We start from the raw sequence: 21,851 nt of genomic DNA on the forward strand, positions 1-21,851 counted from the left end.
TAAATGCAGCCAAATGACTAGTAGATCAACATAATAGGCCCCCTGCCACGCAATATTACAATCCTAAATTTAACCAATACTTAGAGATGAAAATAGATTTCAGAAAACCGCGGTATGTCATACCGCTCATCCTGCTGCCTTTTTTATGCGTTTTTTTTTATGCCTACAAAAGTAGCTTCGGAAAAGAACAACCTGTACTAGCTGGAAAGGATTCGCTGCAGACCAACCTAGTAGGCGTTTCCGACCAGATAAGGAAAAGTACACTTTCTGATAAGCTGGAAGCCTATCGCAATCAATATAAACAGGCAGATGGCTACACCGCTATTGGCCATATCAATGAAGAACAGCCTACTGAAGAAAAGTTGGGAACACTCTATAACGATAGAGAAAAAAGAATGCTGGACTCCATTGACCATGAAATCAAGAACAGATACGGCACCGGCTCAAAGCGAAATTTTCCGGACGCAGTACAAAGAAACTATTCTCATGACCAAAAGGAACAGGACAAAGCTCTGGAAGAAGCAATAGCGTCAGTGAAACAGCCCTACCATCAGGTTGTTAGCGTTCCGCAAAAAAAAGAACCCGATCCCATGGAACTCTTCCGAAAACAGATGGAACTAGTCGACAGTATGGGAAAGGCCAATGATACTGAATACAAACAGCAACAACAGTTAAAAAAATCACGTGAGTTTGAAAAAGAAAACCAGCATGAACATATTCTCTCAGTCAACAAGGCTTCCCCATCCCATGCCATCTTCAATACCATAAAACCGCAGGTGGAAGAAACGTTTATAACCGCTATCGTCGACCAGGACATTAAAGGTTATTCTGGAACACGGCTTAGGATAAGATTACTTGAAGACATGATGGCAGGCAGATTTCTGATAAAAAAGGGAACCTATATTTATGCGCTCATCTCTGGATTTTCTGGACAGCGGGTTAACCTGTCCATAACATCGATTATGAACGGACAGCACATCCTTCCCGTTAAACTGGACGTTTACGATCAGGATGGTCTTCCGGGATTATACGTTCCGGCATCCGCATTCCGTGATTTCACAAAAGAACTCGGTGGAAACGCCAGTCAGGGTATTACACTGCAACAGATGGCAGAAAACAATAGTCAGCTGGTCATGAGTATGGTACAGAAAATGTTCCAGTCCACAAGTACAGCTCTTAACAAGGTGATCCGCCAAAACAAAGCAAAGATAAAGTACAATACACTGGTCTACCTGATCGATCCGCAGCAACTGAAAAATAATCAAAAAAACTATTAATCCTGATTTTACATGAAAACATTGATCTTAATACTATCCCTCTTATTCGCCGCGCTCCAACTACAGGCGCAACAGCATGCCGGCATCTACCGTGATCAGCTTCCGGACATTATCATCGACAGTAACAGTTCCCTCCATATCATTTCTCCTGAACCTATCCGCTATGTCGATGTCCCCTCCCATTCGGTCATAGGTGACCTTCCTGAAGAAAATGTACTGCGATTAAAATGGGTGACTGATTCCAATGACCATAATTCCGAAAGAAACTCCTATTTAGGGATCATTACAGTTATTGGAGAAAGTTATATTGCCCAATTCCAGCTCCACCGCTCAGCAGGAATATCGTACAGCAGTTTACCCGCAAGCTTCAACATCTTACCAGAACATACTCGTTCACTGGAAATTCCAGTGGAAATTACTACTCCGCAGCTGCGAAGCCACGCCTTAAGTATGCTGGCCTTAAGAAACGCTTATCCTGTCCGCAAAACTGAAAATTATGGAATCCGTGCTGAACTGAATAATGTATATACGGTAGGCGACCTGGTGTTACTGGATATAACCTATCACAACGGGAGCAATCTATCTTTTGACATTGATGAAATGCGTTATAAAATTGAGGACAGGAAAGTGACCAAGGCAACAAACGTGCAGTCTGTTGAGATAAAGCCGGTCTGGCAGCTATATCCGCATGCCGCTTTCAAACGAACCTACCGAAATATATACGTGCTCAAAAAAATCACCTTTCCCGCAAGCAAAATATTAAGTGTAGAACTTTCCGAAAAGCAGATTTCCGGCCGTACAATCACATTAAAAATCAAGTATAAAGACGTTCTCAAAGCCGACCGGTTCTGACTATTCCAGTCACAATAACGCTACCTTTAAAAAGGCAATTCCCTAACTAGTTTTTTTCAATTTTAGGAGTCTATGGAAGAATCCAAAGAACAGCAGGCGATACATCGTTTTCTGCAATTCGGCATCTATCTTTCTGTTGGGATTGATATACTCATGTTCATTTATGCCGAGAAAATCATCGTTCACCCACTTAGCGAAAGTTATGGTTTTTCCCACTTTCTTGAACGTATGAGCAGGATTTTCATCTACCACTATCCGATCAACAGCAAACTTTTCACCTTGATTTTGATCTGTCTGGTTTCTATTGGTACCCTGAGCAGAAAAGAAAAAGATCTAAATCCCAGGAACACGATCCTCTATCCCCTTATTGCGGGACTTATACTTTTGCCGCTAAGTATCTGGTGTTACGAAAAACAGGGGCACTGGTTTTTACCCTATACCAGCTGGTATGATCTGGGATATATTATATGCAGTTTCCTTAGCACCATCCTGCTTCACATCGCGCTCGACAACATCTCTAAGATTATTAGCTCACGGTTAGGTAAAGATAGATGGAACGTTGAAGAAGAATCTTTTATGCAGCCTACAAAACCCAAAATAACCCCTTATGCAGTAAATATTCCAATGCTCTTTTATTTCAGAAAAAAAGTACGCAAAGGGTTTATCGTGATCGAGAATCTATTTCGGGGCTGCTTGATCATTGGAACACCCGGATCAGGAAAGAGCTTCTCGATCTTCATGCCGATCATACGCCAGCTAGTTGCCCTGGAGTGGACGCTCTGTGTTTTCGATTTTAAATTTCCAGATCTTGGGCAAGTAACCTATTACCATTACTTGTTAGGCAAACAGCAGGGCAAGCTGAAAGATTTTGAATTCCATGTCATCAATCTGACGGAACCCGAAAAAAGCAGGCGCATCAATCCATGGCGAAGTGACTATCTTCAAACACTTGCCGAAGCAGGAGAAACCGCCGAAGCATTGGTGGAAGCAATGAAAAAGGGGGATAAAGCTTCGGGAAGTGATCAGTTCTTCACCCAATCAGCCGTAAACTTTCTCGCTGCCTGCATCTATTTTTTTAGTAAATTCAAGGGCGGAAGATATTCAAGTTTTCCCCATGTTCTTGCTTTTCTAAACCGTTCCTATGAAGAAATATTCACCGTATTATTCAGCAATAAGGAGCTGGAATCGCTGCTTTCTCCTTTTATGACGGCATTCAAGTCGCGCGCATTTGATCAGCTCGAAGGACAGGTCGGCACCTTAAAGATCTTTATCAGCCGTCTAGCAACCAAGGAAACTTTTTGGGTATTCTCAGGCGATGATTTCGACCTCAAGATTAGCGACCCCCGAGCACCTGCTATACTGATATTGGCAAGTAATCCCAATACACAAAGCACAAATTCAGCATCATATTCCGTGGTCATCAACCGGATCACCAAACTGATCAACACCCGGGGAAATATTCCTGTAGGTCTCATCGTCGATGAGGCACCGACTTTATACCTATATAAAGTCCAGGACATCATTTCCCAGGCCCGAAGTAATAGGGTTTCAGCGATATTAGGGGTCCAGGGGCTGACCATGTTCCGCCAACAGTACGGTAAGGAAACTGCCGATACGATCACTTCCATTGTCGGAAATATCCTCAGCGGTTCGATCCGCGACAAGGATGGGCTGGAATGGATGGAACGCCTATTTGGAAAAGTCAAACAGATGGGTGAAAGCCTCTCCATTGACCGCACGAAAACATCCCTTTCCATCAATGAAAAGCTTGAACCTCTTATTCCCGCAGGCAAGATCGCCTCACTGAGAGCCGGCGAAATGGTCGGAATCCTTGCCTCCGACGCTGTTGATAAATATACTGGCCAGTTTGAAACTACTGCAGTCAATTGCCGCATCGACCTTGATTTGAAAGCTATAAGGAAGGAGGAAGAATCGTATCCCGAGCTACCTATATTTTATGATTTTGCCGGACGCAAAGACGAAATCCTGTTAGAGAATTTCTACCGCATAACAGAGGAAGTTAACCAGCTGGTGTTAAAGTTCAAGCCAGCCTCTTCTCCCAATCCCACGTTCCAGGGCAAGTTTACGGGGAGAACCGGTTTAGAAAAATAATTGACTAACAAAAGATTCGCAAAATGAACGATTTAATAGGAACAATTGTCATGGTTGATCCCTCAATTGCCGACTTTCGAACACATGGATCCGCAAAAATCGGCATAATTACCGCTGTTGATCCACATCAAGAAGATATTGAGGTGGAATTTATGGGACGATGGAGAGAAAAACTTGCAGCCAGAACCTTATGGACACTTAAACCACTTGTGGAGATCCACCGCAGTCTATCCGAGAATAAACTCAAATGGACAGATAAAAAAATTATCATTCCTATTACATTCTCAGCAGAATACGGTGTCCATAATATGCAGTACCATTATTTGGAGTCACTTTTACATGGGAAAAAAACACTGGATATAGCCGCTGAAACAGTCCAAGACCTTTTGAACCGCTACCCGCAGCAGTCTCATAGAAAGTTTGGATATGGGCGGTAAGGATGGAAAATACAGACTCTACTTTATTTTGCTCTTGGTGTTCTTAAGCAAAATAGCTACTGCTCAAAATAACAGTCCAAAACAGATCACCCTATATTCAGCGGAAGGCGTAGCCCAACAGCAGGACAGTACCGAAGTCCCAAAGGAGAAACTTAACTTCGAAAGGCCACAGGGACTAGGGATGCCCACTGTAGCCATGCCCCTTGCTCACTATAGTATCTCTTCTGGTTTCGGCTGGAGAACTCATCCTTTAACCGGAATACAAAGCTTTCACAATGGAATTGACCTTGCCGCAACTGCGCAGGTTGTGTATTGCATCCTACCAGGAAGAGTTGAATCAACAGGATACCACCAAAATCTGGGAAAATTTGTATGTGTTGACCATGGCTTTGTTTTCAGTATCTATGGCCATCTATCCAGAATAACGGTTATAAACGGAGAATATCTTCAGGCAGGATTTCCTATTGGTATTACCGGAAATACAGGTAGAACAACGGGAGAGCATCTGCACTTGAGTATGCGCAGGAAAAACATATACATAGACCCGTGGAAGTTTTTGCATGGGCTTACTCATCGATGAAAGATTAAAATTAATCAGATTTTTATGGACAATAAATTTTTAGAAACCGATATTCCTATCGGGGAATTACGAAAACTTGGTCTTATTACGGCTGGCAAACCCGATCTCTCCAAAGAAGATATCGAAGCCTTGATCTCAGGAAATAGAACGGACCTGATTACGCTCCGGGACCTGCATGGCGATGGCATCCATATACAGGAGATGCAGGCTAAATTATCACTCCATCAAGACGAAAATGGGCATATGTCCATTCAGCTGCATCCTATATATAGGGAAGCTAAGAGACATTCGCTATTGTTGGATATCGAATTAGAACAGTTGGAACTTGGACAACTGACAAATGTTCAAAAAACCTATCAGACATCCCAGGGAAAGCAATCATGGATCATAGAATATGACCCAGAAACAAAAGAATTCATTTCCTCCGATCCAGATAAAGTTGAAGTGCCTGAAAAAATCAACAATGAAACCCTATCAGATCTGCAGAAAGATCAGTACCGTAATGGTGCTGTTGTAAACCTGTCAGATGGTACTGTTGTACAACGTCGGGCTGCTAGCCGAGGCGGAGTTACATCAAACAGAACCGCACTTATTTACTCACTCCTTTTGGATGGTGGTATGTCCTATCTGGTGTTAAAGGTAGCAGGCAATCTGTTAAACAGCAAAAAGCAACAGCAGGATCCATACACAGTAGGTTACAATCAAGCAATTAACGAAATGCGTGGTCAGAACAAACCAAAGATCAAAGATGAATCCAGTAGAGATCAGGAGGACAGCCATACAAAGGTTCACAAATTGAAATGAGAACTGACAAGGACCTTAAAAATAAACTGGAACAGCATTTAATAATTTAGTAGAATTATATTGAAGAATATCTCCACACATACTACCGGGACTATCGAACCCTGTATGGCGAGACAACATTTCCTGTTCCATACCCAACATGATCTGCTTTGCTTTTGCCACCTTTATCCCCACTGGAGTGCCCGACCGAGCAACAATGTCTTCACAGCACTAGGCCTTACCCCTTCCACAGATCAGTTACAGGATCTTATGAAACGATTTCCTAATGCGCGTTTTGTGGGAGTTTTTGACAATGACATTTTAGGTAACGCGCTCGATTGTAAAATCCTACTCTGGCAAAGGTCAAAAGACATTCAGTTTACCCTGTTTCAAGATCATATTCTTTTCAGTTACAGCGGAGAAGAATATAAAGTACCTATTGCGAGGTTTTCTGTAAACAGTTTCAAAACATTAATAGGTATCCGGTCAACCTATCGGACTATTAAACCTAAAAAGTATATTTCTTTTATCTCCATGTTATCCCACGCTATCCCCGAGCTGTAACCACAAATAGTTTAAAATGCTCCTACTGTTAGGTAGTAGCTCATTTTTTCACATTTAAAATAACTGAAATGAATGAAAACAACATTGAATACCTGAAAAAAAGCTTAGAATATCTCGGATTCGGGAAAAAGCTCAATGACGTACTGGAAAATGCCATCCGTAAGGAAATCCCCACATTTAGTCTCGGTATCGAAACAAAAATGAGACCTTTAGAAAGTAAAAATCAAAATGCCGAAAGGACTGAAACACTACAGTTCAAAATTAATTTCAACCGTTCCGGAGAAAGTGATCAATATTTCCTCAATAGCTATCTGGTCACCTTAAACAAAAAAAATGATCCAATTGTCAGGTAACAGACCTTTAACCTTGCCAGGGATCATCGTATCACCGCATTACAGGCCTACAAATTATTATCTGGCCTATCACTTGAAAAAGAAGTATACTTAAAAGGCAATAATGACCAGATATCACAGGCAAACGAACAAGGGCAGAAAACTCCCATATGGCTCAAACTTAATCTCGATATCACCGATGCCTATGGGAATCACCCTTTACGGACTTTCCGTCCGGAATATGGATATGACCTGGTAAAGACCCTTGCTACTTACCCTATTAAAGATATAGAATCACCTGATAAACTACAGGAGGTCCTGACGACTTTGCGCAATGGCAATTATTATCATACCGAAATGATGATCGGAAATAAAAATGTGCCAGTTTCAATTGCGGCTAATCCCCAGATAAAAACCCTTGATGTGTACGATAAAAATATGAACGAGATACGTCAGGAAAAAATCTTTCCAGAGCAGACCCAAGGAAGAAAAAGTCAGCAGGAAAAGGGAACAGCAAATAGCCTCCCGAGTAATCAGGACATCGTCCAACCTTGGACTCAGGATAAAGCACAGCAAACGGACCGCAAACGGGGACGGTAAAACACTCCGATCGGTTTTATGGCCTGATGGAAACCTTAAAAAATGGTTATCAGTCATTTTACTTCCTATATAGTAAGACATTGCTAGCTAAGATATCCCATTGTCCAAAGGAGAATGGTCGGATTCTGCCCCGGCGCAGCACGCGATTGCCGGCTGCGTACCTGCGGCATCCTCCTTCCAAACACCTTTGGACACCCACACATGGAGGTCAGCAGCTGATCCCAACAAATTCCTTTACTAACTCAGCAGCTGACCACCATGCACCGCCTGTCAAAAGAATCATCTAGGATAAATTCAAAGCTCAAAACATTGACCATGAAAAAATTATTCCAACGAATAGACAGAATCCGTGCTTCCGGTTTCGCTACACTTAATCTGAACCCCTCCTCTCCATATTACCATCTGGATGGCCGGCGCTTTAAAGTATGCCGCATGGGAAAACCTGAACTCAAATGCAGGGTAACTCTACTGGTAGAAGGGATGGAACTCGAATTTACAATTGATGATATTCTTTAACTTTTCTGATCCCACTAGATGAATAGTATTTCAAGACATGCACCAATCGGTTACTATGTCGGGTAATAAAAACTCTACTCGCTCATATTTTCACCAATATCTTGGAAAAGATTCTATTGTGAGACATTTTTTTACGAAGCGGTAATTCCCTTCACAGAAAGTCCTTCAGATATCGAACTTAAATAAGGTACAGAAAGAGCAAAAACCTTTCTTGATAAAATCGAAATAGCATAGAAACAATATGGAAAATACCTTTGACACACTTTGGAACAAACTTAGTGAATTATATACCCACGGAAAAGAAATAGGGTTATCCTTGGAAGAATCCATCATTTATGGCGTCGAATATGCAGATGAATGGCCATTCGATGATGACAGTCCTTTTGAAGATCAGGAGGTTTATAATGGCTAACAATAAAATAAAATCGCTCCATGAACAGGTCGCCGCCGATCTTATAGAAAGACTAAAAAAAGGCACCGCCCCCTGGCAAAAACCCTGGAACAGCAGCACCCCTGGTTTTGAATTTCCTTATAATGCCATAACTGGAAAGCGTTATAAAGGCATAAATATTTTTTCACTCCTTTCTGCCGAAAGAGATGATCCCAGATGGATGACATTCAAACAGGCCGCCTCCAAAGAATGGCAGGTCCGAAAAGGAGAAAAGGCCCATTTGGTACAGTATGTAAAAACACATAACCTTATAAACCAGTTGGATGAAAAAGGAAAGAAAATATTGGATGGAAACGGTAAGCCTATAAAAATAGCAGTTCCGCTTGATAAAGCAATGGTCACAGCGGCATGGGTATTCAACGCAGAGCAGATAGACGGCATTCCTCCGCTTGCAAAAATAGAAAGGCTCGATTCAAACTGGCACCCCATCACAGCTGCAGAGGAACTAGTCTTAGCAACAGAAGCAACAATTTTTCATGAAATGGGAGATCGGGCATTTTATAATCTGACAACCGATAGGATCACTATGCCGCTTAAAGAACAGTTTTCAGCACCAGAACTTTATTATGGAACTTTATTACATGAGCTGGCCCACTGGACAGGACACAATACCAGACTCGACCGATCTTTATTTAACAGATTCGGTACTGAGGCCTATGCCCGTGAGGAATTACGGGCCGAGATCGCATCCATGCTCATCGGTCAGGAATTGAAGATAGGTCATGATCCCGGCCAACATGCCGCCTATGTCAAAAGCTGGATACAGCTCCTCACTGATCACCCTTTTGAAATTCATTCAGCTGCGGCTGACGCTGAAAAAATATTAAAATATCTGTTGACTTTTAATAGGAAGCTTGAAATAAATAAGTCAAGTACCCTAGAAAATAATTTAGACCAAAGCAGTTTATTGACAAAAAAATCGGATCTCTTCATTGGGGATCAGATAGCCTACAACGATAACGTTTATAAAGTTACAGGACAATTAAAAAAAGGCAGGTTTAGGATAGAGGACTTAAATAATGGCAGGTCATTCCCCTTATCAAAAAGTGATGGTCTATATACCTCCCTTATTAACTGCAAATGGCAATTTGAACAGGCTGAATTAGGCTCAAACTCTTTAAAAGAACCAAAAATACCATCGGCGCAAAAAAGATAATCAAACCCACCTGCCAGAAATCAGACCCAAGCTAGCTCCTAACTTAATGTGCAATTCTAAACCAATGATCATGAAACCCAAAGAGCCACCCCTATTTGACAATTTCCGCCCCTATTATCATGGAACAGATGCTTCCTTTGAAAAATTTGAAGATATATTCAAAGGCAGCAATACGGGATGGGATAATACGAAACATGGTTTTTTCTTCGCTGACAAAGAAGAAAATGCATTACTTTTCGGAAACATCCTCATCGCAGCATACCTCGATATTAAAAAGCCCATTGACTTTCGGCTCCATTCAATATTCTCCTTGGAAAACCAGGCTCACCTAATCTGGGAAATCCTATCAGGTCAGCAGCTCGATGCAAAAAAAGCCCTCAGAAAACTAAATAAAGAAATTGGACTTGGAGAAATTGAAGAAATGTACGATAGTTTGGATAGTGAAGATTGCCACCTCTTATTGGAACAAGCTGGCTACGACGGCATCATATCAAGTTTGGGAAATGACCAGACCGAATTCGTCGCATTTCACAGCTCCCAGATAGAAATTATTTCAATACAAAGACAGGATTTAATATGTCGTTCCCGATAAAGAATTTCAATTGAATAAATTAAAATGAAAATAGAACTAAAAAGAATTCTGCACAGCCAGCAGTTCAGTGAAGAAACACATGCCTTTACCGCCAATCTATACATAAACGGAATCCAAGCTGGATACGTAAAAAATAATGGGCACGGTGGGGCTACATTTTACACACCTAAAGACCAGCAGGGAAAAGTTCTGATAAGGGAAGCGGAAAAATATTGCGCAGCCCTACCTCCAGCTGATCGGTCGAACAATAATTTAATGAACGGCCTTTCATGGGATATGGATCTTGAACAATATATTGATGATCTGGTCAATAAATACATTGAGAAAAAGGAAATTGCAAAATTCAATTCTAAGATGAACAAAATCATGTTGAAAGGAATAGTATATGGGATTCCAGATCAATCTTACAGCGGTTTTGTCTATACTCTACCTATGGTAAAACTTCTTGCCTTTCCTAAAGGTCCTGAAATCGTCTTAAAAGATCTAACCGAAAAAGTGCTTCCTTACTTAAACGATGGACTGAAACTTCTCAATACGAATATTCCAGAAAGCATAATAAAAGCAGCAGGTTTAAAAAAAGAACAATATCTAGAGCCAACGATTCGGGATATCCGCTACGGCAGCATCCCATATAATGAAGAAGATAAAAAAAACCAGGGCAGACGACAATAAGCTATTATAAATAGCTTTAATTATATCAATCGATAATTACAATCTACAAGCGATACCTTAAGGAAATTAATCTTCCGATATCGTTAGCAAAATCCTTATCGTTATCCGAATTTTCAAAATGCCATATATCCTTATTTCTTATGAGCTTTTGCACCATTCCATCAAGTAGAATAGATATTTCTATCATTCCTTTATATAACTCCTTATCCAAAATCCTTATTTGGAAATCCTGGCCCTTATAAGTGATTCTAAGGGATTGCCTAGGTATATTATTTTGTGCTAATACATCAATTGCCTCTTCCATATTGTACCGTAAATTTAATAAAATGGCTTAACATTAAATGTTAAAAATAAATAAACTTGATCTGCATTGGTATCTTATAGCAGAACAATATGTCAGCATTTAGCACCTAAATTATATATTCACCTTACTGAAAATAGGTATATTGAATTAAATTATAATTGAATAAGCACACAAAACTTTATATATATTATGGATAAAAATATGTTGATTGAAATGGCTAGACTTATTAGCATTCAACAAGCAGAAATAGACCGTTTAAAAACGATGCTACCCGCAAATAAAAAAAGTAAGAAAAAACTTGGCGTCGAAATACATACGAGAAGGTTATGTCTCATCACAAAGATGTACCAAAAGCAATGGGAAACGGCATTGTTTGAAAACGCGGATCAGATAACTTTTTTGAATCAACGGCTATCGGTTACAGGACTGACTCCATTTAAGCCAGGTTTTGAAATTAAACCAATATTAAAAGCTTTTAGATAATCCCATTTCTATTAAATGATACCCTGTATAGGTTTCTTATCAGAAAATTTAATCTTATGAAGATAATTTCTAAGTTCTATCGTTTTTATGGCTTCATTGATAACACCGTATTCCCTACCATTTTTAAAAATTCAGAGGAAGCTTGCATTAAAGCTAAATTGGCCCTTCAGGAGACATTAGATTTAGTGGAAGGAAAATGGAAATTGGTTTTAATGTCTATTTTAACCCATGGCAAAAAAAAGCTTCGAGAATTATCGAGGGAGGCTGATATATCACCACGAATTTGAACAAAAGAATTTCGTGGACTGGAGATTAACGGATTAGTGAGTAGAACCGTTTTAGAAACTAATCCCGTGAGTGTTGAATATTCTTGACCCCATACAGCGAAGCTCTAGCTGAAGTAATAGCAACCATGAAAAAATGGGGATTGGAGCATCGACAAAAAGTTATCAGGAAAGATTTCTAAGGAATATTAACACTTGTTTGCCCAATTCTGCCTACCCTGTTTGTGAATTTAAGCTTTTTATAATATTTCAACCATCAAAACATATTTTCGCAAATTTTCGGTTTCGAATAATTCATCTGTTTTTTTGTTCTATTAGAATTTGTAGATCTGCTAGTGATCTTATTACAGAACTAATTTCAAATGTATTATAAAAAAAATAGACCATAAATTTCCCACAGGTTTGATAACAGCTATAATCGAAATATTTACATTAGGCGATTCAGAATAACGACCTAAAAAGCTATTCTTTACAATTTATTTCGAAATGCTATAATGTAGCAGCTCTTCATTTTCATTTGGAAGCATGATTTCTCCAGTTAATTTTAAGCCTAGCTTTTCTAAGAGCTTTTGGGATGATAAATTATCCTTCCGAGTAATGGCATTGACACTCTTAAGCCCTAAATCGTTAAATGCTGCCTTCAATATTCTATCAGATGCCTCAAAGGCAAAGCCTTGTTTTTCAAAACGGGGAAGAAAAGCGAATCCAATATCAATTCCTTCCAGCCCATCTCTATCATACAATCCACATGTACCTATCTTTTCTCCATCCTCTTTTCTTATCAAAGTGTAACTGGAATACCCCAATCTGTCCAGTTGCGGAAGCATTTTAATTTCAATATATCGCTCGGTATCTTCTATCGAATGAAGATTTCGATTACCTATATATTTAAGCCAATTAGGAGTATTGAAAAGTTCAAAGATAAATTGTGCATCGTCTTTGTTAGTCGGCCTGATGAAAAGCCTCTCAGTATCAAATGTTTTAAAACTCATATTTTATTCTTTGAGATGTCGGCAAAATATTAAATAGAATAACAAATTCGTTAAATAGTTACTGACGATTGATAATCCAAAATTACAAAAAGCAAACTTATATCCTTTATCAATTTCACGAAACTTCATAAACCTAATCTCGTCCGAATAATTCCTTTACGTCGCTAAAGCTATTATCAAAAACCTGATCGTTGATACAGTTTTTTAGATATATCGCATACTTCCCATAATATGGGATACTGGGACTTTTGCTGCAATTCTCGATTTGATTCTTTATTATTTTAATATCATCCGTCGAAGAAACAAAGATTGCTGAATTTGCACAGTCGCGAATCGTATTTGCTTGGATGGTTATATTTTGATGTACACCCGCGGGCTTGTCAATCCCTCCTATTTCATGCCCTGTCTTAATGGCTATAGCGCCATAACCTGTCAGTGTATCGTCCCACCTGAGGTACTTGCCACAGTTATCTATTCTGTTGCCCGTTATAACCGCCTTTTTCACAGTCGTCGCTTCAAACCAGCGCTCCATATCACAGGAAAGTAAGATCGCTGGACCAGAAATATTCCATATTTTATTATTGCTGATAACAACTTTCTTGGACTGAACTACAAATCCGCGAGCACGGCTGTTTGAAACCATGCAATCCCGTATAATGGTCGAAGGTGTGCGTGTGTCTTTTGCGGCAAAATCGCCTACATTAATATTCTTTGGAATAGATTGTAATTGGTATTGTCCTTTGTCGCGGAACCTTACTTTTGCCTTGCCCTTAGATAACCCTGTCTTCCCGTCCAGAAACTCAATGATATCATGTTTGAAAGCCCAATCATCTTCGACAGGAGCTTTCGTCCAGCCATTGATCAATAAAACCGAGTCAGCACTGATCTTGCCGATAGTGCACAAACGGCTATGTATATTAATGGCGTCATCGCCCAATCCAACAAATTCACAATGCTCGGCCTTAAACGTACCCGACATAGAGGCTACATGTATGCCATCTGCGCTAATGGACATTAAACGCCTGGATGTGGGCTTTGGTTTCATCTGAATACGTTGCAGTGTCATATTGCTGGAACGATAACGACTATCTGCTAGGTCTGATACGTACATCGCAAATGCAGGCCATTGCCAAATGGTGATATCGCGCATTGTTAATGTGTTGACACCTAAAAAACTAAAGCAGGGATTGCCCGTAATCTTTAGTCTCAGATTGATTTGTTCGCCCTTACTGAGTTTATGAGCATGGTCATTATAAATTTTCAATTGTAACGCGCTTAGCTTTTCGATGCGTGGCCAATTTCCGTTCTTAAGATCACAATGCGTGGAAATATGATAATTGGGTGTTCCATCGGCATTATAGCTGAGCTGATGCATAATCTTGAGCTCAGCTAAACGATCCGCATATTCAGAAAACTCAGGTAAAAGATCGAGTACATAGAATGTACCCTCCGGGCTTTCGCCAGTACCTACGACTGTTCCATTGATACTCACGGGCCGATCGACATCAATAAAAAGGTCGCGTATAATGAGGTCTTTACAGTCGCTGACTTCCAATAAACTTATCCAGCTGGTATTGGAACTGAACGGATCGAAACCGGTAGCCATAAGCGTAGATGTATTCTTACCGACGCTACCATAAATCTCAATTCCCATCTTACCAGAGAGTCTCAATGACGATGAAAACGCGTAGGTACCCGCTGGAAAGTATATTTTATCACCATCTTGGAGACGATCCAAAATCAACTGTAAAGCCTGACGGTCGTCTTGCCCGTCATCCGGTAGCACTCCAAACTGGGTAACATTGATAATTTTTGCACTTAAATCTGTCCAACCTAACAGTAATTGAACCAATATTCCTAGCCTGAAAAAGGTTAATCGTGTCATAAAAAACGGCTTATAAGATCAATACTATAATATAGATTTTAAAAGATTCCTGACTTCGGTCGCCCAGATCTCATAGGCATCCTGATTGATATGTGTGCCATCAGTCGTATATTGTGCGTTGAGACCTTTCGATGAACTAAGTTTGCCATTGATATCCAAATAGTAAATTCCTTTGCTTTGACAATAGGCTTTCAAATAGCTGTTGAGGCTATCGACCTGAACCTTACTCTCCGGATTATCTTGTTGGTAGAGAATGGACTGGACGACGGGTGTAATCTGATGTTCCAGCAGCCCATTGATGAGCGAACGGTAATTGCTCTTGGTGCGATCCAAAGGGATCCCTACGCCTATGTCATTGATACCGCCCTCGAGAAAACATACGCGAGGGGATAGATCAATGACGTTTTCTTTCAATAGCCAGACCAGATGTGAGGTGGTAAACCCAGGGAAACCGCTATTTTTGACGTCGCTACGTCCTAATAATGTTGCCCAATCTCCCCCCTTGGTAATCGAATCACCAAACATAACGATCGTTATCTTTTCATCATTTTGATCAGACATCCATTTAAAGCCTGTTAGAATCCCGGCCAGCAAAACTGAGCACAGGAATAGCAAGAGTGCCTTTGGAGTATACTTTCTATTCATAATTTCTATTTTTAAGCCTATGGTTTATCGTTATTTAAACCGCTGCACTTTTAAGCGTCTTACCTCATCGGTCGTACTGAATTCGGGATTTTTGGCTTCAACTTTCCAATAAATATCTCCTTGTTCACCAGATTTGAAATGCATTGTATTCATCAGCGAATCCAGCACAAAGTGAGTCAAAAAATATTTTTCACCTACTCCGGCAGATATCACTTTTCTTTCAGTGGTCAACGTGGGGTCTACAGCAAGAAGAAGATTGTAATCTATATAGGGTCTTTTTGAAAAGTACTCGAAACCAACCAAGGTACTTGGATTACTCTTATCCAGTATCACCAAGGAATCTGCCACAGGTTTGAGCAGTGTAGTCGGCTGAAAGCCCACCTCATAAAATTCATTATCATTCTTACAGGAGAAAAACAGATTTACGCTAATGAAAACGAAACTGATATATATTTTATATTTCATAATGGTTATCTTAAATTTAGTTCATAATACAACGTACATTGTAGTGAAAGTTACCTCCACCTGCACTGCTCCTTGATTGTGTGTTGATATCTGGATTACCGGGATCGTTGTAAATAATCACAGCTGATGCTTCCCCAGCACGGTCCGCTGAAAGTGTTTCCCAAGAATATTGATAGCCTTTTAAAGCTGGCGACGAGGTCCAGAATCCGCACATTGTCCCCGGATCCGTGAGAAATGAAAGCCCTTCATTCCAATAAAACCCCGCCGGCACAATATTGAATTTAACCTCATCGGTAATGGCTCCATTTTGAATCCAGAACTGTGGATTTTTGACTTTATTACCTGAGTTTGGCCCGAGATAATTAATGACCTCTTTCCATTCGCGCAATGCAGGCACATGCCAACCATCCGGACAAATGCCCTGAATATTTTCGTTAGCTAACGCTTTCTCCCGAGCCATGGTTTCGTCGCGGACAACCGTTCCCCATGAATAAAATCCTCCGGCCATACTTCGTAGAGCTGCAGGGTTGTCTTGTGGAGCTAGTTTTCGGGAAAGTGGCAGTGCCGCACCGTCTGCGTAAACCGTTGCCCTAAGATTCTCGGACATCATGGTGACAAGTTTCCCTCCAGGCAAGACAAATTGTAATGCCTTATAATGCTCTTGATCCCGGGGGTCGACAAAGCTGGACACTGAAACCAAAGCATCAAAATAGCGCCATACACTTTCGACCTTTCCGTGATTTTGCTGTTCTAGTTTCCAAAAAAATCGACCTGAATTCTTAAATGATGGATTTAGTTTCTTAAGATCATCCAAAAATTCTTGATTGGGAATTTTATAGCTGGCTTTTGCTCCAACTTCGTATCGAATTGTATTGTCAAAATTCTCGTCAATGCCCAGCATTAAGGTATAGGTAGCTCCCTCCCGCTGTACCCAGCTGAATTCCTGCATCGTCTCATTGTCAAAATAATCAATTTTTATTTGTGTGCTATTCATCGGTAACAGCTGTTGTACCCATGTAGGGTTAACATACTCTATCTTTTCTGTACAGGACATGAACAATAGGAGCATGAATAAATAGATGGATTTTATCTTCATACGTTTCAGTTTTAAGGAATTGAACATTAATATCCTGGGTTCTGTTGTATATTGGGATTAGCATTGAGCTCTTCATTCGGTATCGGCCACAGATAATCTCTGTTGGGATTAAAAGACCTACGGTCAACGACAATCGGAATATACTGCCAGTAGGCTGTAAGATTGCCATCCGAATACCAGGAAAGCTTGGATTTATCATAGCCCAATGCATCGACCATAACGGTTTCGGCTATTTTCCAACGTCGGATATCAAACCATCGCCTCCCCTCCGCAAAAAACTCTACACGCCTCTCGTTGCGAATTACCTCTGTCATAACGGCCTGGGAAATATTGGGCATTGCCTGAGATACCTTCACCATCCCGACACGTGATCTTACTCTATCGAGCAATTCATAAACTTGAGCAGAAGGTCCATGGAGCTGATTCTCTGCTTCAGCCCAGGCGAGCAACACTTCTGCATAACGCATCACGATGCGATCTGTGGTTTCATTGGTCAGTGTTTTGAGATAGGGATCAACAAATTTGCGCACTGTAAATGATGTGGCAACATCCCAGTTGGCCGGTACGTAATGTGCCTGATACCAACCTTGGCCATCCAATCTAAACTCGGAACCGGGAACAACGATGGATAGCTGCAACCGCGGATCACGATTGTCAAAAGGCCGGTCTTTGTTATAAGTTGGATCCCCGCCAATAAATGCGCCGTCAGCGGTACGGATGTCATGGATTGGATATCCATTTGCGGTATAATAACTATCAACCATCTGCAGGGTCGGCGTAAAGTTATTCCAATTCCCAAAAATTTTAGAGACTTCGCTGCTCTGCAGATCTTTGGCGTAGTTTATTTTAAAGATAATCTCGGGGTTATCGTTTTGCTCAATACCGGCGGGTTGAAAAAGCTCAAAATAATTTGGATACAGCTGATAACCGAGTTTTTGGATCTGCTGGGCCATGGAAATGACAAGCTCGGGCTTATTCATCCATTCGGCTACCCGAAGTTTCAACATCAAAGCTGCACCTTTGGATGCACGCTCTCCTCCTAATGCGACCGGAAGCTGATCTATCGCATAATCAAGATCGTTGTTTATAAACGATAGTACCGCATCCAATTTGCCCCGTTCGGGATTGTTTAGTACGGTCTGTTCGTCCAAAATGGGTACCTCGCCATAAAAACAGACCAAGTCAAAATAATAGTACGCCCTTAAAAAACGGGCTTCTGCACTGATTTTAGCCTTTTCCGAATTAGCGATCGCATCTGCGCCAGCGAGCCCTTTGAGCAATGAATTTGCACGTGAGATGCCTCTAAAGTTATATTTCCATTTGACCAATGTGAAATCACTGTCACCCGTCTGTGTACCGGATGCAAATTGTGGCGCAGGATCCCAGGAATGCGAATTGAAGGAATTATCACTCATATTGTCGTAGACATAAGGAACCATCTTATCAGGACTATCATAATACAATTGATTGTATACTCCGTTTAATAGCGTGTTAGCTTGCTCTACTCCTGTCAGAAAGCTTTCGGGGGTTACTTTGTCTTCGGGAACCGTATCCAGATAACTTTGGCAGGAAGCAGATAGCATTCCTGAAATAATAAATGTATAAAGCAATAGTTTTGAGTTCATGTCGATTAGTTTAGAATGTCAAATTCACGCCAACGGTGTAGGTTTTCACTTGCGGATAGTTTCCTATCCTTGTCCCTTCTCTTGGATTGCCCGAAGCTTCCGGGTCAAAGCCTTTATACTTTGTGAGTGTCAACAGATTTTGTCCGCTTATAAAAAATCTGCAGCCTTGGATCGAAAGCTTACGAAGTGTCTGATCAGACAGGTTATAACTAAATTCGATGTTCTTAACCCGAAGGTATGAGAGGTCTTCTACGAAATAACTGGACTTTAGATTGCTGCGCTGATTGTCAAAATAGACACGCTGATAGGTATTATTGGGCCGTTCAGGCGTCCATCTATCTATAAGCCAGCTGGCTCCATTATACCCTCCGTTAAAGAATGGTGTAACCAGCTGCCCTGCACTCCATCCTTTTCCGCCAGACGTGCCCTCCAGAAGAGAACGCAGCTCAAACCCCTTGTATTGAACATTCAGGTCTGCGGAAAATACATAATCGGGAGCAGTATGACCCAGTACGACCTTATCCTTATCATTAATAATCCGATCACCATTCTGATCCTTCAACCTAACATCTCCAGGAAGGGCCCGCAGGCCTGCGTATGAATTTAATAAGGAATACCCATCATCGTCGAAGGTCCGGAGGTGCTGCTGTATCTCACTTTCACTCTGATAAATGCCCTCGATGTCGTACCCAAATAATGAAGTAGACTCTACCCCTTCTTTTAATATTGCACCATCGTAAATAATTGGACTCATTCCCTTTAGATCAGTGACGCGATTTTGATTGTGGGCCACAGCAACATTCGCCTTAAATAGCCATTCGTTGACTTTCTTATGGTATCCCAGTGTCAGCTCAAGCCCTTTATTGCGCATTTTTCCTGCATTTTGGAAGGGGACGTCTGTAAAACCAAATGTGCTGGAAATAGGCAGCTGCAGCAGGATGCCGCTAGTATTTTTAATATAATAGTCGGCTGTTACACTAAAATCCTTAAAAATCTGTAGGTCAACACCGATATTAGTCTGTGTCGTCTGTTCCCAGGTAAGCCCTTTATTGGCTATGACCGAAACAGCAGCACCTACATTGTCCAGGTTGTTAAAAATATAATTGTTCTGCCTTCCCCCTAATGCTAATATATCTGCACCAGCATAGGGATTGCCAATATTTTGATTGCCGAGTATCCCCCAGGAGCCGCGTATCTTTAGATCCTGAACGAAGGTAATATTCTTGAAAAAACGCTCTTGCGACAGGCGCCATCCTGCAGAAAAAGAAGGAAATGTACCCCATTTATGGCCCCGTGCAAATTTGGAAGCGCCATCATACCGCAAGTTACCCTCAAATAGATATTTGCCTTTATAATCATAGTTTAACCTTCCAAAAAATCCAACGGAGGTTTCCTTGCTTCCCCAATCACTATTTTTGGCAGAGGAGGGGTCACCCACGCTAAAGTAAGGCAGATTGGCGGACAGTCGCCTGATTGATGTTTGGAAATAATTGCCTTTCCATTGAAATTGCTGAAAACCGGCCAGCGCTTTAAAATGATGATCTTTTGCTAAGTCATAGGCATAATTAAGGTTTGCCCAGCTGGAAATAGTACCGTATTTATTTGAGCTTTTGCTAATGGAAGATTCTCTGGAATTGTTTTTTCCAATGATGCTGGTTCCGTCGGCCGCTCGAGTAACCAGAAATAAATCTACATTTGGCGCATAAGACAGCTGCCGATCATTGTTGGTCACATAGCTCAATGCACTTTCAAATGTGAGCCGAGGCGTAACGTTAACAGTCAAATTTGCGATTGTATTCAAATTGCTATTGTCGAAGGTCTGCCCTCCTCCTGCCTCTTTAATCGCATCGCTGTAGAACCAGTCAGTCCATCCATACCCTTCTATCTTTGGAACTACAAACGGCGCCATTTGGGTAATTCGGGCAATCGTCGCCCCAGCCCCTTCGATCAGGTCCTTTGACTTGCCGATATATCCCGAGACAGTAAGCCCCAGACGTGCTTTATTGTTCAAAAATGAATGTTGTGTATTGAACCGGAAATTATATCTATCGTAGTTCGTCCCCTCAACAATACCTTTTTGATTGAGGTATCCTGCGGAAATAGCATATACAATATTTTCCTTGCCGCCACTAAGCTGCAAATAATGGTTTTGCTGTAATGCGGGCTTAAAATAAAAATCTGCCCAATTGTAATCCCTATAGCGTACAGGATCCTTAATATCTTTATAATGGCTTATGTATTCATCATCATATTGTGGCTGGAAACCTGAATTAGTTTTCGCTTCGTTTAGTAGTGTAAGATAAACATAGGAATTCAGCAATTTTGGGTAACGAGTCACCTGTTGAACTGCGGCATATCCATCATATTTGATTTTCAGTTTTCCTTCCTGCCCCCTTTTTGTCGTAATCAAAATAACACCATTAGCGGCTTTATTGCCATATATCGATGCCGATGCTGCGTCTTTTAGTACGGATATGGAGGCAATGTCTTTTGGATCCACATCGTTAATTGCTGCTTCAAACCCATCTATGATGACCAGCGGCGACGCATTGTTTAATGTACCAATGCCACGGATGGTTAGGGTACCGCCATCAGCACCTGGCTGTCCTGAATTTTGCGTAACCTGTAGTCCGGCCACTTTTCCAGCTAATGCCATGGAAGCGTTTGTAATGGGACGGCTTTCTATATCAGTCATGGAAACGGAGGTAACTGCTCCCGTGAGATTTACTTTCTTTTGCTTTCCAAATCCTACGACAACAACATCCTGTAGTCCAAAACTGTCCTGCTCAAGTTTGATCATCAGTTCGCCCATGCCCGATTCGACCTGAATAACAGTCTGTTTATAACCCAAAAATGAAACTTGCAAACTCTGTCCAGAACGAACGTTAATACTAAACCGTCCCTCACTATCGGTCTTGGTACCTATCTGCGTTCCCGTTATTTTAATATTAGCACCAGCAAGTGGAACTCCCTGCTGGTCCATGACACGTCCGCTGCGAATCTCCTGTTCGCAATAGCGATCTACAGAAATTGCTTTCGCTCTCCACGCCGCATGAACGACAGGTGTCTCTAATAGAAAAACAAAGAGAAAATAGAGCACATTATGGTTTAACTTTTTTCGGTTCATCTCTTCCTAAATTTGGTTATT

The 21,851-nt window shown here is 41.1% G+C and carries 25 protein-coding genes; 17 read left to right on the plus strand and 8 right to left on the minus strand.

What is annotated here, in order from left to right:
• Positions 1-86 precede the first annotated feature (86 nt).
• From traM to HMAT_RS07950, 15 genes are all read left to right on the plus strand, one after another.
• Entirely contained in the window at positions 87-1,277 is a 1,191-nt protein-coding gene (gene traM, locus HMAT_RS07895; protein WP_104382199.1) for a conjugative transposon protein TraM, read from the plus strand.
• A 12-nt stretch (positions 1,278-1,289) separates the two neighbouring features.
• Positions 1,290-2,129, plus strand: a complete 840-nt coding sequence (gene traN / locus HMAT_RS07900; RefSeq protein WP_104382200.1) for a conjugative transposon protein TraN — start codon at positions 1,290-1,292, stop codon at positions 2,127-2,129.
• Between the two features lie 72 nt (positions 2,130-2,201).
• The gene (locus HMAT_RS07905) at positions 2,202-4,241 is read left to right on the plus strand and encodes a TraM recognition domain-containing protein (protein WP_104382201.1); all 2,040 of its coding nucleotides are present in this window, start codon (positions 2,202-2,204) and stop codon (positions 4,239-4,241) included.
• Between the two features lie 23 nt (positions 4,242-4,264).
• A complete protein-coding gene (locus tag HMAT_RS07910; RefSeq protein ID WP_104382202.1) occupies positions 4,265-4,678 on the plus strand; it encodes a hypothetical protein in 414 nt (137 codons plus the stop codon).
• Complete coding sequence (locus HMAT_RS07915) at positions 4,668-5,258, plus strand: M23 family metallopeptidase (protein WP_104382203.1); 591 nt, start codon at positions 4,668-4,670, stop codon at positions 5,256-5,258. The genes HMAT_RS07910 and HMAT_RS07915 overlap by 11 nt, the downstream gene beginning before the upstream one ends.
• A gap of 24 nt (positions 5,259-5,282) precedes the next feature.
• A complete protein-coding gene (locus HMAT_RS07920; protein WP_104382204.1) occupies positions 5,283-6,062 on the plus strand; it encodes a DUF4099 domain-containing protein in 780 nt (259 codons plus the stop codon).
• A gap of 105 nt (positions 6,063-6,167) precedes the next feature.
• Positions 6,168-6,605 carry a hypothetical protein gene (locus HMAT_RS07925; RefSeq protein WP_104382205.1) on the plus strand — a complete coding sequence of 146 codons (438 nt, stop codon included), beginning with the start codon at positions 6,168-6,170 and terminating at the stop codon, positions 6,603-6,605.
• A gap of 68 nt (positions 6,606-6,673) precedes the next feature.
• Entirely contained in the window at positions 6,674-6,958 is a 285-nt protein-coding gene (locus HMAT_RS07930; protein ID WP_104382206.1) for a hypothetical protein, read from the plus strand.
• A 336-nt stretch (positions 6,959-7,294) separates the two neighbouring features.
• Complete coding sequence (locus HMAT_RS07935) at positions 7,295-7,537, plus strand: hypothetical protein (protein ID WP_104382207.1); 243 nt, start codon at positions 7,295-7,297, stop codon at positions 7,535-7,537.
• A gap of 26 nt (positions 7,538-7,563) precedes the next feature.
• A complete protein-coding gene (locus HMAT_RS27000) occupies positions 7,564-7,824 on the plus strand; it encodes a hypothetical protein (protein ID WP_158655664.1) in 261 nt (86 codons plus the stop codon).
• A 28-nt stretch (positions 7,825-7,852) separates the two neighbouring features.
• On the plus strand, positions 7,853-8,053 hold the full coding sequence (locus tag HMAT_RS27005; RefSeq protein ID WP_158655665.1) for a hypothetical protein: 201 nt from the start codon (positions 7,853-7,855) through the stop codon (positions 8,051-8,053).
• Between the two features lie 241 nt (positions 8,054-8,294).
• Positions 8,295-8,465, plus strand: coding sequence for a hypothetical protein (locus HMAT_RS27010; protein ID WP_158655666.1), 171 nt, complete (start codon positions 8,295-8,297; stop codon positions 8,463-8,465).
• A complete protein-coding gene (locus HMAT_RS07940; RefSeq protein ID WP_104382208.1) occupies positions 8,458-9,660 on the plus strand; it encodes an ArdC family protein in 1,203 nt (400 codons plus the stop codon). Before HMAT_RS27010 ends, HMAT_RS07940 begins: the two co-directional genes overlap by 8 nt.
• A gap of 70 nt (positions 9,661-9,730) precedes the next feature.
• Positions 9,731-10,252: a hypothetical protein gene (locus tag HMAT_RS07945; RefSeq protein ID WP_104382209.1), complete on the plus strand. Its 522-nt coding sequence runs from the start codon at positions 9,731-9,733 to the stop codon at positions 10,250-10,252.
• 24 nt (positions 10,253-10,276) lie between these two features.
• Positions 10,277-10,924, plus strand: a complete 648-nt coding sequence (locus HMAT_RS07950; protein WP_104382210.1) for a hypothetical protein — start codon at positions 10,277-10,279, stop codon at positions 10,922-10,924.
• A 43-nt stretch (positions 10,925-10,967) separates the two neighbouring features.
• On the opposite strand, the gene HMAT_RS07955 is transcribed toward HMAT_RS07950, so the two are convergent.
• On the minus strand, positions 10,968-11,228 hold the full coding sequence (locus tag HMAT_RS07955; protein WP_104382211.1) for a hypothetical protein: 261 nt from the start codon (positions 11,226-11,228) through the stop codon (positions 10,968-10,970).
• A gap of 189 nt (positions 11,229-11,417) precedes the next feature.
• Between HMAT_RS07955 and HMAT_RS07960 the strand changes: the two genes are divergently transcribed.
• Entirely contained in the window at positions 11,418-11,711 is a 294-nt protein-coding gene (locus tag HMAT_RS07960) for a hypothetical protein (RefSeq protein WP_104382212.1), read from the plus strand.
• A 56-nt stretch (positions 11,712-11,767) separates the two neighbouring features.
• Positions 11,768-11,998 (plus strand): hypothetical protein, encoded by a 231-nt coding sequence (locus tag HMAT_RS27400; protein WP_233789141.1) that lies wholly within the window; start codon positions 11,768-11,770, stop codon positions 11,996-11,998.
• Between the two features lie 473 nt (positions 11,999-12,471).
• Here HMAT_RS27400 and HMAT_RS07970 read toward each other — a convergent pair whose 3' ends face one another.
• The 7 genes from HMAT_RS07970 to HMAT_RS08000 form a co-directional block, all read right to left on the minus strand.
• Complete coding sequence (locus tag HMAT_RS07970; protein ID WP_104382213.1) at positions 12,472-12,987, minus strand: GNAT family N-acetyltransferase; 516 nt, start codon at positions 12,985-12,987, stop codon at positions 12,472-12,474.
• 133 nt (positions 12,988-13,120) lie between these two features.
• On the minus strand, positions 13,121-14,872 hold the full coding sequence (locus HMAT_RS07975; RefSeq protein WP_104382214.1) for a right-handed parallel beta-helix repeat-containing protein: 1,752 nt from the start codon (positions 14,870-14,872) through the stop codon (positions 13,121-13,123).
• A gap of 24 nt (positions 14,873-14,896) precedes the next feature.
• Positions 14,897-15,517 (minus strand): GDSL-type esterase/lipase family protein, encoded by a 621-nt coding sequence (locus HMAT_RS07980; RefSeq protein WP_104382215.1) that lies wholly within the window; start codon positions 15,515-15,517, stop codon positions 14,897-14,899.
• Positions 15,518-15,547: 30 nt separating this feature from the next.
• Positions 15,548-15,982, minus strand: a complete 435-nt coding sequence (locus HMAT_RS07985; protein WP_104382216.1) for a hypothetical protein — start codon at positions 15,980-15,982, stop codon at positions 15,548-15,550.
• A 16-nt stretch (positions 15,983-15,998) separates the two neighbouring features.
• Entirely contained in the window at positions 15,999-17,078 is a 1,080-nt protein-coding gene (locus HMAT_RS07990) for a fibrobacter succinogenes major paralogous domain-containing protein (protein ID WP_158655667.1), read from the minus strand.
• A 26-nt stretch (positions 17,079-17,104) separates the two neighbouring features.
• Positions 17,105-18,703, minus strand: coding sequence for a RagB/SusD family nutrient uptake outer membrane protein (locus HMAT_RS07995; RefSeq protein WP_104382218.1), 1,599 nt, complete (start codon positions 18,701-18,703; stop codon positions 17,105-17,107).
• Positions 18,704-18,713: 10 nt separating this feature from the next.
• Complete coding sequence (locus tag HMAT_RS08000; RefSeq protein ID WP_104382219.1) at positions 18,714-21,830, minus strand: TonB-dependent receptor; 3,117 nt, start codon at positions 21,828-21,830, stop codon at positions 18,714-18,716.
• Positions 21,831-21,851: the final 21 nt, after the last annotated feature.

This window comes from Sphingobacterium sp. HMA12, assembly GCF_002933815.1.
Taxonomy (GTDB): Bacteria; Bacteroidota; Bacteroidia; order Sphingobacteriales; family Sphingobacteriaceae; genus Sphingobacterium.

Excerpts from the sequence above, each read along its gene's own strand:
- traM (WP_104382199.1), top strand. The coding sequence starts at position 87 with ATGAAAATAGATTTCAGAAAACCGCGGTATGTCATACCGCTCATCCTG.
- traN (WP_104382200.1), top strand. The coding sequence starts at position 1,290 with ATGAAAACATTGATCTTAATACTATCCCTCTTATTCGCCGCGCTCCAA.
- HMAT_RS07905 (WP_104382201.1), top strand. The coding sequence starts at position 2,202 with ATGGAAGAATCCAAAGAACAGCAGGCGATACATCGTTTTCTGCAATTC.
- HMAT_RS07910 (WP_104382202.1), top strand. The coding sequence starts at position 4,265 with ATGAACGATTTAATAGGAACAATTGTCATGGTTGATCCCTCAATTGCC.
- HMAT_RS07915 (WP_104382203.1), top strand. The coding sequence starts at position 4,668 with ATGGGCGGTAAGGATGGAAAATACAGACTCTACTTTATTTTGCTCTTG.
- HMAT_RS07920 (WP_104382204.1), top strand. The coding sequence starts at position 5,283 with ATGGACAATAAATTTTTAGAAACCGATATTCCTATCGGGGAATTACGA.
- HMAT_RS07925 (WP_104382205.1), top strand. The coding sequence starts at position 6,168 with ATGGCGAGACAACATTTCCTGTTCCATACCCAACATGATCTGCTTTGC.
- HMAT_RS07930 (WP_104382206.1), top strand. The coding sequence starts at position 6,674 with ATGAATGAAAACAACATTGAATACCTGAAAAAAAGCTTAGAATATCTC.
- HMAT_RS07935 (WP_104382207.1), top strand. The coding sequence starts at position 7,295 with ATGATGATCGGAAATAAAAATGTGCCAGTTTCAATTGCGGCTAATCCC.
- HMAT_RS27000 (WP_158655664.1), top strand. The coding sequence starts at position 7,564 with ATGGAAACCTTAAAAAATGGTTATCAGTCATTTTACTTCCTATATAGT.
- HMAT_RS27005 (WP_158655665.1), top strand. The coding sequence starts at position 7,853 with ATGAAAAAATTATTCCAACGAATAGACAGAATCCGTGCTTCCGGTTTC.
- HMAT_RS27010 (WP_158655666.1), top strand. The coding sequence starts at position 8,295 with ATGGAAAATACCTTTGACACACTTTGGAACAAACTTAGTGAATTATAT.
- HMAT_RS07940 (WP_104382208.1), top strand. The coding sequence starts at position 8,458 with ATGGCTAACAATAAAATAAAATCGCTCCATGAACAGGTCGCCGCCGAT.
- HMAT_RS07945 (WP_104382209.1), top strand. The coding sequence starts at position 9,731 with ATGAAACCCAAAGAGCCACCCCTATTTGACAATTTCCGCCCCTATTAT.
- HMAT_RS07950 (WP_104382210.1), top strand. The coding sequence starts at position 10,277 with ATGAAAATAGAACTAAAAAGAATTCTGCACAGCCAGCAGTTCAGTGAA.
- HMAT_RS07955 (WP_104382211.1), bottom strand. The coding sequence starts at position 11,228 with ATGGAAGAGGCAATTGATGTATTAGCACAAAATAATATACCTAGGCAA.
- HMAT_RS07960 (WP_104382212.1), top strand. The coding sequence starts at position 11,418 with ATGGATAAAAATATGTTGATTGAAATGGCTAGACTTATTAGCATTCAA.
- HMAT_RS27400 (WP_233789141.1), top strand. The coding sequence starts at position 11,768 with ATGAAGATAATTTCTAAGTTCTATCGTTTTTATGGCTTCATTGATAAC.
- HMAT_RS07970 (WP_104382213.1), bottom strand. The coding sequence starts at position 12,987 with ATGAGTTTTAAAACATTTGATACTGAGAGGCTTTTCATCAGGCCGACT.
- HMAT_RS07975 (WP_104382214.1), bottom strand. The coding sequence starts at position 14,872 with ATGACACGATTAACCTTTTTCAGGCTAGGAATATTGGTTCAATTACTG.
- HMAT_RS07980 (WP_104382215.1), bottom strand. The coding sequence starts at position 15,517 with ATGAATAGAAAGTATACTCCAAAGGCACTCTTGCTATTCCTGTGCTCA.
- HMAT_RS07985 (WP_104382216.1), bottom strand. The coding sequence starts at position 15,982 with ATGAAATATAAAATATATATCAGTTTCGTTTTCATTAGCGTAAATCTG.
- HMAT_RS07990 (WP_158655667.1), bottom strand. The coding sequence starts at position 17,078 with ATGAAGATAAAATCCATCTATTTATTCATGCTCCTATTGTTCATGTCC.
- HMAT_RS07995 (WP_104382218.1), bottom strand. The coding sequence starts at position 18,703 with ATGAACTCAAAACTATTGCTTTATACATTTATTATTTCAGGAATGCTA.
- HMAT_RS08000 (WP_104382219.1), bottom strand. The coding sequence starts at position 21,830 with ATGAACCGAAAAAAGTTAAACCATAATGTGCTCTATTTTCTCTTTGTT.